This is a genomic window from Microcystis sp. M31BS1 (genome assembly GCF_020245285.1).
GTDB classification, from domain to species: Bacteria; Cyanobacteriota; Cyanobacteriia; order Cyanobacteriales; family Microcystaceae; genus Microcystis; species Microcystis panniformis.
Genome location: NZ_JADBVE010000151.1, coordinates 1 through 9,706, shown reverse-complemented (window position 1 = coordinate 9,706; position 9,706 = coordinate 1). Strand labels below are relative to the sequence as shown.

At 44.0% G+C, this 9,706-nt stretch carries 8 protein-coding genes; 3 read left to right on the top strand and 5 right to left on the bottom strand.

What is annotated here, in order from left to right:
- Window positions 1-129: 129 nt before the first annotated feature.
- The 4 genes from pstB to pstS form a co-directional block, all read right to left on the bottom strand.
- The gene (gene pstB / locus IM509_RS08500) at window positions 130-933 is read right to left on the bottom strand and encodes a phosphate ABC transporter ATP-binding protein PstB (protein ID WP_052277164.1); all 804 of its coding nucleotides are present in this window, start codon (window positions 931-933) and stop codon (window positions 130-132) included.
- A gap of 200 nt (window positions 934-1,133) precedes the next feature.
- The gene (gene pstA, locus IM509_RS08495; protein WP_052277165.1) at window positions 1,134-2,027 is read right to left on the bottom strand and encodes a phosphate ABC transporter permease PstA; all 894 of its coding nucleotides are present in this window, start codon (window positions 2,025-2,027) and stop codon (window positions 1,134-1,136) included.
- Window positions 2,028-2,229: 202 nt separating this feature from the next.
- Complete coding sequence (gene pstC / locus IM509_RS08490; protein WP_052277166.1) at window positions 2,230-3,189, bottom strand: phosphate ABC transporter permease subunit PstC; 960 nt, start codon at window positions 3,187-3,189, stop codon at window positions 2,230-2,232.
- A gap of 91 nt (window positions 3,190-3,280) precedes the next feature.
- Complete coding sequence (pstS, locus tag IM509_RS08485; RefSeq protein WP_185237554.1) at window positions 3,281-4,402, bottom strand: phosphate ABC transporter substrate-binding protein PstS; 1,122 nt, start codon at window positions 4,400-4,402, stop codon at window positions 3,281-3,283.
- Between the two features lie 383 nt (window positions 4,403-4,785).
- Between pstS and IM509_RS08480 the strand changes: the two genes are divergently transcribed.
- Complete coding sequence (locus tag IM509_RS08480) at window positions 4,786-5,820, top strand: PstS family phosphate ABC transporter substrate-binding protein (RefSeq protein WP_052277168.1); 1,035 nt, start codon at window positions 4,786-4,788, stop codon at window positions 5,818-5,820.
- Window positions 5,821-6,069: 249 nt separating this feature from the next.
- On the opposite strand, the gene IM509_RS08475 is transcribed toward IM509_RS08480, so the two are convergent.
- Window positions 6,070-7,611 (bottom strand): ferredoxin--nitrite reductase, encoded by a 1,542-nt coding sequence (locus IM509_RS08475; RefSeq protein WP_052277169.1) that lies wholly within the window; start codon window positions 7,609-7,611, stop codon window positions 6,070-6,072.
- A gap of 406 nt (window positions 7,612-8,017) precedes the next feature.
- Here IM509_RS08475 and IM509_RS08470 point away from each other — a divergent pair, with 406 nt between their 5' ends.
- Window positions 8,018-8,656 carry an LON peptidase substrate-binding domain-containing protein gene (locus IM509_RS08470; protein ID WP_002765437.1) on the top strand — a complete coding sequence of 213 codons (639 nt, stop codon included), beginning with the start codon at window positions 8,018-8,020 and terminating at the stop codon, window positions 8,654-8,656.
- 271 nt (window positions 8,657-8,927) lie between these two features.
- Window positions 8,928-9,530, top strand: coding sequence for a Crp/Fnr family transcriptional regulator (locus IM509_RS08465; RefSeq protein WP_052277170.1), 603 nt, complete (start codon window positions 8,928-8,930; stop codon window positions 9,528-9,530).
- Window positions 9,531-9,706: the final 176 nt, after the last annotated feature.

The window sequence follows — 9,706 nt, the reverse complement described above, 5'->3', positions numbered from 1 at the left end:
ATAACTGATAACTGATAACTGATAACTGATAACTGATAACTGATAACTGATAACTGATAACTGATAACTGATAACTGATAACTGATAACTGATAACTGATAACTGATAACTGATAACTGATAACTGGATTTAGCCAAAACGTCCACTAACATAATCTTTAGTTGCTTGTTCTTGAGGATCACCGAAGATTTTGTTCGTATGATCAAACTCGACTAAATAACCAATTTTGCCACCTTTATCGGTGGGTTCAGCGTTATAAAAGGCCGTTAAATCTGCTACTCTAGTAGCTTGTTGCATATTGTGAGTAACAATAATAATTGTATAACGTTCTTTTAATTCGTGCATTAATTCCTCAACTTTTAAAGTTGAAATTGGATCAAGTGCTGAACAGGGTTCATCCATTAATAATACTTCTGGTTGAGCGGCAATAGTTCGAGCAATACATAATCTTTGTTGTTGTCCCCCCGATAGGGAAAAACCGCTTTCTTTCAGTTTATCTTTTACTTCTTCCCAGAGAGCTGCTCGACGCAAGGAAGTTTCTACTAATTCATCTAAATCGCCTTTATAACCATTTAATCGCGCTCCGTAAACCACATTATCATAGATGGATTTGGGAAAAGGATTAGGGCGCTGGAACACCATACCGATATATTTTCTGACTTCGACAGGATCCACCTCTTGAGAGTAAATATCCTGGTTATGGTAAAAAACTTTGCCGTCAATACGAAAACCGTGAATTAAATCATTGAGACGATTAAAACACCTGAGAATGGTACTTTTTCCGCAGCCAGAGGGTCCGATAAAAGCGGTGACTTTATTTTTGGGAATATCGATGGAAACGTCTCGTACTGCCCGATAATTACCATAGTAGATATCAGCCTTATCGACCTTTAAAACGGTTCCTGTAGAATGGGGGTTAGAGTTAGTTAGCATAAATTATTTCCCTTGAATTTGACTAATTGATGAATTGGAAAGATAGGTGGATTTTTACTTAAATATCCCTTTTTGCTTTTCACTTTTTCCCTGACTTAAGTAGAGAGGCACAATTATTTGTAGGATGGGTTAGCGGGAGCGTAAACTATGCGGGCGTTGGGTTTCATGCTTCAACCCAACCTACGTTCTTTTTCCTTGACTTAATAGGTTTTCTGGCGCGTGGCTAAACGGGATAAAATGTTAGTTAACAACACCAAAAGCACCAGAATTAAAGCACCTGCCCAAGCTAATTGCTGTTGAGGGGCAAAAGGGGCAGTAGCAAAGTTGAAAACTAAGACCGAAAGGGTGGCAATCGGTTCAAAGACACCCCGAGGCCAAAAGTTAGAGAATAATGCCGTAAAAATTAAGGAGGCGGTTTCCCCGGCAGCCCTAGCAATTGCTAAAGTCACACCGGTTAAAATAGCGGGAACTGCGGCAGGAAGGACGATTTTTAGGACGGTTTGGTAGTTATAGGCCCCTAAACCCATGGCTGCCCAGCGGATGTCTTGGGGAACGATTTTTAAAGCCTCATCGGTGGTTCTAATAATAGTCGGTAACATTAACACCGCTAAACCGATCGAACCAGCTAGGGCAGAAAAGCCTAAAAGGGCTGTTCCTTCGCCAAATAAGGGCGCAACTAACAAACCGAAGGCGAAAACCCCGACAATAATCGAAGGGACACCCGCTAAAACGTTGGTAGCAAAGCGCACACCCTGGGCAAGTTTGTTATCACCGCTAAATTCCGAGAGATAAACCGCCGCTAAAACGCCGATGGGAACTGCGATCGCTGTGGCTAGGGCAACGACGATAATTGTGCCTAAAATGGCGTTAGCGATGCCTCCTCCTCCTAACCCCGGCGGTGGCGGTAATTTAGTAAAGAGATTAGCGTTTAAACGACCCACCCCTTGCACAAAAACAAAGCCTAGGACGGCAAAGAGAGGAATCACAGTAACAGCTAAACATAAAGCCGAGAGAACGGTCATAATTGTCCCCAATAGCGATCGAGGACTACTCGGTTTCTTTTTGAGATTATTGCCTAAATTCGCACTATCCATATCAGTTATCAGTTATCAGTTATCAGTGAACAGTAATCAGTGAACAGTAATCAGTAATCAGTGAACAGTGATTAGTAAACAGTGAAAAGTGAAAAGACAGCAGTAAACTGCCATTTGATGATGAACACTTAATACAAACTGCTCACTTAATACTCAAAACTTAAAACTCAAAACTGATAACTGATAACTGACGACCGACGGCTTAATACTTAGCTTTGACGCGATTAACGATTAATTCTGCGAAGATATTGACTACTAGGGTCAAAACCAAGAGAACAAAACCCGCATACATTAAAGCTGATACTTGCATTCCCGATGCTTCGGCGAATTGGTTAGCCAATAAGGAAGCGATCGTGTTAGCAGGGGCGAGAATAGAGGGACTAATGCGGTTAGAATTGCCGATAATCATCGTTACTGCCATGGTTTCCCCTAAAGCGCGCCCTAAAGCTAACATAATCCCCCCGACAATCCCGGAAAAAGCGGCAGGAATTAAGACTCGAAAAATTGTTTCCCAACGGGTGGCCCCCAAACCTAGGGAAGCTTGCCGCAAATCCGGCGGTAAAGCGGCCAAAGAGTCACGAGAGATAGCGATAATAATCGGCAGGATCATAATTGCTAAAATAACCCCCGCCGGTAACATTCCAGGACCCCCTAAAGGAGTACTAAACAGAGGAATCCAACTAAAATTAGCATTTAACCAGTTACCAAGGGGTCTGAGGATAGGAATCAATACAAAGATACCCCATAATCCGTAAACAACACTGGGAATAGCGGCCAAAAGTTGTACGAGAAAAACCAAAATTGTTCGCGCATTTAAGGGAATAAAATCTTCGCTTAAAAAAATGGCTGAACCGATACCGAGGGGAACAGCAATCAGGAGGGCAATCAGAGAACTCACGAGAGTTCCGTAGATAACCGGCAGAACTCCGAATTCTTCCCGACCGCGCACGGGATTCCAAGCGCTACTGGTCAAAAATCCCAGACCAAAGGTTTGAATCGCTGGTAAGGCCCGAATAAAAATAACTAGGGCAATTAGGAGCAAAATTACCCCAATAGCGATGGCAAAGGCGGTGGTTAATCCAACAAAGCCTTTATCGAGGATTTTTTCCGATTCTGGACGTTCTTTGAAAGTTGAGTCGGGCGAAACTGTGGGCGCACTCATGATTAGGGTTAAAATCCAGCTAGTTTGCGGTAGCTAAGGTCGAAATTGGCCTTTCTACACTATTGTAACTTTGAATACATTTTTTCGGCGACTAATCCACCCTGATCGTGTAATCAGGATAGATGACATCGGCGGCGGCGGCTACTCGTTCCCGGACGTTTTTCGGTAGGGGAATATAACCAAGGGGAGCTGCTTGTTCTTGTCCTTGGTTAAGTCCAAATTCGATCATCGCCTCCATTGCTAAAGCTTTTTGGGGATCGTCGTATTTTTTATAAACTAACATCCAACTATAAGTGACAATGGGGTAGGAATTTTCCCCCGGCGGATCGATGATAAAAGCGCGTAAATTTTCAGGCAGTTCAACGTTAGCGAGGGTAGCAGCGGCGTTGGTTTCATCGGGGGCGACAAATTTACCCGCCTGGTTTTGTAGAGCGGCCATGGGCAGGTTATTATTTTTAGCGAAACCGTACTCAATATAGCCGATCGAGCCTTGATTTTGTTGAATTAGGGCAGTTACACCCTCATTGCCTCTACCGCCAAGAAATTTACCTTTTTTGGTCGGCCATTGTACGGCTTTTCCTTCCCCGATGCTTTTTTTCCATTCGGGACTAACGGCGCTTAAAAACTTGGTAAAAACTCCCGTTGTTCCGCTACCGTCTGCCCGGTGAACTACGGTAATTTCTTGATCGGGTAGTTTTAAATCGGGGTTATCGGCGACAATTTTGGCATCGTTCCAACGGGTAATCGTGCCTAAAAAGATGCCTACATATGCTTCCCTACTTAGTTTCAGCCCTTCTACTCCGGGCAAATTATAAGCCATAACGATGCTTCCCGCCGTCATCGGTAGCAGTAAAACCCCGCGGCTAACTCTGGCCATATCTTCGTCAGTCATGGCTACGTCGGAAGCGCCAAAATCGATCGTACCTTGGATAAATTGTTCTACTCCCGCCCCGCTACCGGTAGATTGATAGTTAATTAGTAGTTTAGAAAATAGTTGATTGATGGTGACAAACCAGTTTTGATATAGGGGTGCAGGAAAAGAAGCACCCGCACCATTGAGGGCGACCTCTCCTTGCAGAGGAACCTGGGCGATTCTATTGCTTCCCTCTCCGCTGGTTCCCGCCGTATCGCCGCCACCACAAGCGGTTAAAGTCGCTGTTAGAGTCGCTAGGGATAAGGATGTTAGTAAATGGGTTCTATTTTTGTTGAGCATAGGATTAATTTTGATCCGTAAACTGCCTTAAATCTTACGCTAGAATTTACCACTGCTTGGTAAAGAATAGGTTAAGAAGTGAATAAAAGAACGTAATGTATTGTCAATAAAAATTTTCTCGATAACTAGACAAAAATCTCCACTTCTTTTACCATTTGTTTTGACTAAACATTAGTTTTAAGTCGCGGGTAAAGCCACTAACTTTTCCTGTCTAGATAGGGGGTTTCTCTTTCCCTACCATTATAGTGACGTAAAAACAACAAAGAAAAGATTAAGGTTTTTATCCATCATCCCTCAGCTTTTTTCTTCCCACTTCCCTACTTCCCCAGTGATAACTGAAAAGTCTCCCCAATACCCGTTTTTACTTTCTCCTTTTGACACCTATGCTAGAAATCTTTACTCAGCTATCTCGTCCCACCAAAGTAGTGGCAACCATACTAGGAACTGCTCTACTTTTCCCCGCTTGTGCCAATATTAATCCTCAAGACCTAAAACCAATTAAAATCGATGGTTCGAGTACCGTAGCACCAATTACCGATAAAGTTCTCGAAGATTTTAAAGCCAATCCTCCCCACAAAGCTTTGGCTGATGTTAAAGTTGACGCTAATATTTCAGGAACCGGCGGCGGTTTTAGAAAATTTTGTGCGGGAGAAACCGATATTAATAATGCTTCTCGGCCGATTTCTGTGGAAGAATTAAAAAAATGTGATGCTAATAAGATAAGATTTATTGAACTACCGATCGCTTTTGATGCTTTAACCGTGGTAGTCAATCCCCAAAATAACTGGGTTGATGATATTTCCACCACAGAATTAAGAACTATTTGGGAACCAGCGGCCGAGAATAAAATCAAACGTTGGAATCAAATTAATCCCGCTTGGCCCGACCAACCGATTACCCTTCATGGGCCGGGTAAAGATTCCGGAACCTACGATTTTTTTAGTGAGGTAATTAACGGCAAAGATGCCAGTCGTGGGGACTTTAATTTTAGTGAAGATGACCAAGCTTTAGTTAATGCCGTCAGTCAAGATGCCAACGCTTTAGGCTATTTTGGCCATGCTTACTATGAACAAAATCGGGATAAATTAAAAGCTTTGAAAGTTAACGGTATTGAACCAACTCGCGGCAATGTCGAGGATAGTAAATATCAGCCTTTATCTCGTCCTTTGTTTATTTATGTTAATGCTCAAAAAGCCCAAGAGAATCCCGCTTTAGAGAAATTTGTTAAATATTATCTCGATCGAGTTCCCAATTTATTAGATAGTATTGGTTATATTCCCCTACCCGATGAGGCCTATCATTTGGCAAGGGTACAGTTGCAAAAATTTGAGGTAGGAACGGTTTTTGATGGCCGACCCCAACCCAATTTAACCATCGGGGAATTACTTCGTAAACAAGCTCAATTTGAAGCGAAGTAACGATTCCCATCTGATACTAAATCCGTTGACTATAGGCTACATATCAGGACAGGCACTCCTGCAAGGGGAGTGACTCTTAAATTATTACAGATGCGTCAGCAGCTGCGTGTAAGCATCCCACCGAAAAACTAATGCGCTCCGGGGTTTGGGGGCGGCACTTCGACAGGCTCAGTGACCGCGCCACGCCCCCAACGGGGGGTTTGGGTAGGGTTGATTCATGAATCAACCCTACATCGAGAAACTTGTTAATTAACCCTTCGGTGTCGCCCCAAATTGCTCGATGAGGATAGAAGTTAACACCGATTTTAGGTCTTCACAGGGAATCCCTTTTTGTACACAGCTTCCCAGGTGAGCATCTTTACCCACTTTACCCCCCATGTAGAGGTCAACTCCCTCCACGGTTTTGCCGTCTTTGCGCGCTTTTGTCCCCATCAAACCGATATCGGCCACTTGGGGTTGTCCGCAGGAGTTAGGGCAACCAGTCCAGTGCATACGCACACCCCGGGGGATATTTAATTCGGCATCTAACTGACTAATCAAGTCCACAGCCTTATTTTTGGTTTCAATCAGGGCAAAATTGCAGAATTGCGCCCCCGTGCAGGAAACGAGCGCTCGTTGTAAAGGAGTGGGATTGGGGGTAAACTTAGCCAGTAAAGGCTCGGTTAAAAGAGTCGCCATATTTTCAGCCGCTATATTGGGAATAATCACGTTTTGTTCCACGGTTAAACGCAATTCTCCGCTGCCATACACTTCGGCAATCCGGGCCAAATCGAACATATCATCGGCAAATAGACGACCAACGGGAACACAAAGACCGATATAGCTCAATCCCTCCTGTTTTTGCGGAAAAACTCCCAAATGATCCCGTTTTTCCCAGTCGATTGCGTCTTTTTCGGCGGCCGTTGCCAAGGCATAACCTAAGTGATTAGCCACCCGCGTGCGGAATTCCTCGATTCCCCACTCATCAATTAACCACATTAAACGGGATTTTTGACGATTGGCGCGCAATCCATTGTCGCGGTAAACTTCCAAAATTCCTCGGCATAAATCCACCACTTCCTGATTCGGTCTCACCCAAACATTCATAGGAATTGCCGCTTCACAGCGTTTAGCCGAGAAAAAGCCACCCACCACGACATTAAAGCCTAATTCTCCCTCTTTATAGCCAGGAACAAAGGCAATATCGTTAATTTCCGCATGAACCGAGTTATCCCGTCCCCCCTCGATGGCAATATTAAATTTGCGGGGCAGATTGCTAAATTGATAATTACCTTGACCGCAGTTGGTAATCATATCTTGGACTTTTTGGACTAATTCCCTGGTATCAATTAATTCATCCGCGTCTAGTCCTGCCATGGGTGAACCGGTAATATTTCTGACATTATCCATGCCCGATTGTACCGAAGTCATACTCACGGATTTTAGTCGTTGGAAAATATCAGGAAGATCTTCGATGCGAATACCGCGTAATTGTAGGTTCTGACGAGTAGTAATATCGGCATTACCATCATCGCCGTAACGCTGCACGATTTCCCCTAAAACGCGCATTTGCTCACTGCTAATAATGCCGTTAGGAACCCGCAAACGCATCATAAATTTGCCCGGGGTGACGGGACGATAAAAGACCCCCACCCATTTTAAGCGATATTCTAAATCGGTTTTATCCATCGCTTCCCAACCGATTTGGGCAAAATGGTCTAGTTCATCTTTAATGGCTAATCCGTCTTTTTCTGCTTTAAATTTCTCGAATTTATTGAGAGTTGTTCCATCTTTTTCAGGTGCTTGTACCACGAATCTATCTCCTTTTGGTTTGTGGGTGTAATTGTTCTAGTTGGTGCGGGTTAGAAATGAAGAAATCGGGATTTAACAATAAGTATTCTTTAAAATACCGTCGTCATTAGCAAAAATTTAGTAATTTACCTAGTCTCTATTTGTTATTTAATTATTTTTAACTTGGATAATTTTGTATTGTTTGTAACAGAAATCCGTTAACCATCGTGTTTAAGGATTTATATCATGCAGTAAGTGCATTGAGATGGGGTGTGGGGTGTGGGGTGTGGGGTGTGGGGTGTGGGGAGAATAAATAAAGGCAATCTCCCGACTCCTGAATACTGGCTCGGAGTCTCTTGCCCTTACCTAGCGGTTCAGGGGGTATTGTGTAAAAATAAGAAAAGATCGGTTTTTTTTTACTAAACCTATGGCCACTTCTTCCATTGCCGTTAGAGAATTACCTCTCTTTCCCCTACCCGAAGTTGTTTTATTCCCGGGTCGTCCTCTGCCCCTGCACATCTTCGAGTTTCGCTATCGGATTATGATGAATACGATATTGGAAGAAGATCGCCGTTTTGGGGTCTTAATGGTAGATCCAGCCACGGGAGAAATCGCTAAAGTCGGCAGTTGTGCGGAAGTTGTCCGTTGTCAACGTCTCCCGGATGATCGCTTAAAAATTCTCACCATCGGTCAACAGCGTTTCCGTGTCCTAGAATACGTCCGGGAAAAACCCTATCGTGTCGGTTTGGTGGAGTGGATTGAAGATGTCCCCACCATCCAAGATCTGCGACCTCTGGCCAAAGAAGTGGATCGACTGCTGCGGGATGTGGTCCATCTATCAGCCAAATTAACCGCTCAAAAAATTGAACTCCCCGACGATTTGCCTAGTCTTCCCCTGGAATTATCCTACTGGGTGGCGGGTAATCTCTACGGTGTGGCCGGGGAACAACAAGCTTTATTAGAAATGCTCGATACAGTCAGTCGTCTCCAACGAGAATCGGAAATTCTCACCTCAACCCGCAATCATCTGGCCGCTCGCACGGCTCTTAAAGATGCTTTAAATTAATAATCTGTAGGTTTTTCAGCTGCGGGAGAGGGAAATGGGGGACATGAGCAGAAAACGGGTTTCTCCGAGAAACCCGTTTTCTGTGCGTTACTCAACGGATTTAGTATTATTTCAGTGAACAGTGAACAGTAATCAGTGAACTGATAACTGACCCACTGATAACTGATAACTGATAAATGATAACTGTTAATCTGGGGATTACCTAATGTTTACCTTGATACCGTAGAGTGGGGTTAAAATTGTTAGCCCCTCACCTAGGAGAACTTTGATCATGTTGCTGACCTATAATCCCAACTCCTCACCCTTCCGAGAAGACTATAGCGAGAGTCGTCGGCTCCATTTTTATGATCGCGGGGAAAATATTCCTCTGGTGGTTGATGGAGTCTGGCAAGTTTATCGGGGTATGGCGCAACTAAGTCAAGTATCTGAGAGTGGGGAGGAAATTTTACTAGGCTGGGTTCATTCATCCCACTTTTTTGGCTTAAATTTGACCCATCTGGAATCCTATCACGCCAGAGCCTTGTCGGAACTGTACCTAAAGTGGTACACGATCGCCGAAGTGGAAAATTCGGCGGAATTAACCAGGATGATGTTAAATCAAATGATCCGTCGTCAACAACAAACGGAATCCCTACTTGCGATCGCAGGAATCAAACGAGTCGAGGAACGTCTCCAGCAGTTACTACAGCTATTAAAGCGGGAAATGGGAGAACCAATCGCCCAAGGCAGTCGTTTAAAGATCCGTTTAACCCATCAAAATCTCGCCAATGCTATCGGTACTACAAGGGTAACGGTGACGCGTTTATTAGGCGAATTTCAGCGTCAGGGAGCGGTGAGCAGCGATCACGATCGCCATTTAATCATTCACGATTAACTCAGTCCTGTTGACATCCTCGCCCCCCTAAAAGTGCGGCGATTCCTAAACCTCACGATTTAAGTTTCTGCTTCCACCACCGTCGCATACCACAGTTAAAAAACCATGTACTGTCTTACACAGAGTCCACAGACTTTCGCCCCATTTCAGAAGCCCGATTCCTTGTGTCCCACGGT

Excerpts from the sequence above, each read along its gene's own strand:
- pstA (WP_052277165.1), bottom strand. The coding sequence starts at position 2,027 with ATGGATAGTGCGAATTTAGGCAATAATCTCAAAAAGAAACCGAGTAGT.
- pstB (WP_052277164.1), bottom strand. The coding sequence starts at position 933 with ATGCTAACTAACTCTAACCCCCATTCTACAGGAACCGTTTTAAAGGTC.
- IM509_RS08480 (WP_052277168.1), top strand. The coding sequence starts at position 4,786 with ATGCTAGAAATCTTTACTCAGCTATCTCGTCCCACCAAAGTAGTGGCA.
- IM509_RS08470 (WP_002765437.1), top strand. The coding sequence starts at position 8,018 with ATGGCCACTTCTTCCATTGCCGTTAGAGAATTACCTCTCTTTCCCCTA.
- pstS (WP_185237554.1), bottom strand. The coding sequence starts at position 4,402 with ATGCTCAACAAAAATAGAACCCATTTACTAACATCCTTATCCCTAGCG.
- IM509_RS08465 (WP_052277170.1), top strand. The coding sequence starts at position 8,928 with ATGTTGCTGACCTATAATCCCAACTCCTCACCCTTCCGAGAAGACTAT.
- pstC (WP_052277166.1), bottom strand. The coding sequence starts at position 3,189 with ATGAGTGCGCCCACAGTTTCGCCCGACTCAACTTTCAAAGAACGTCCA.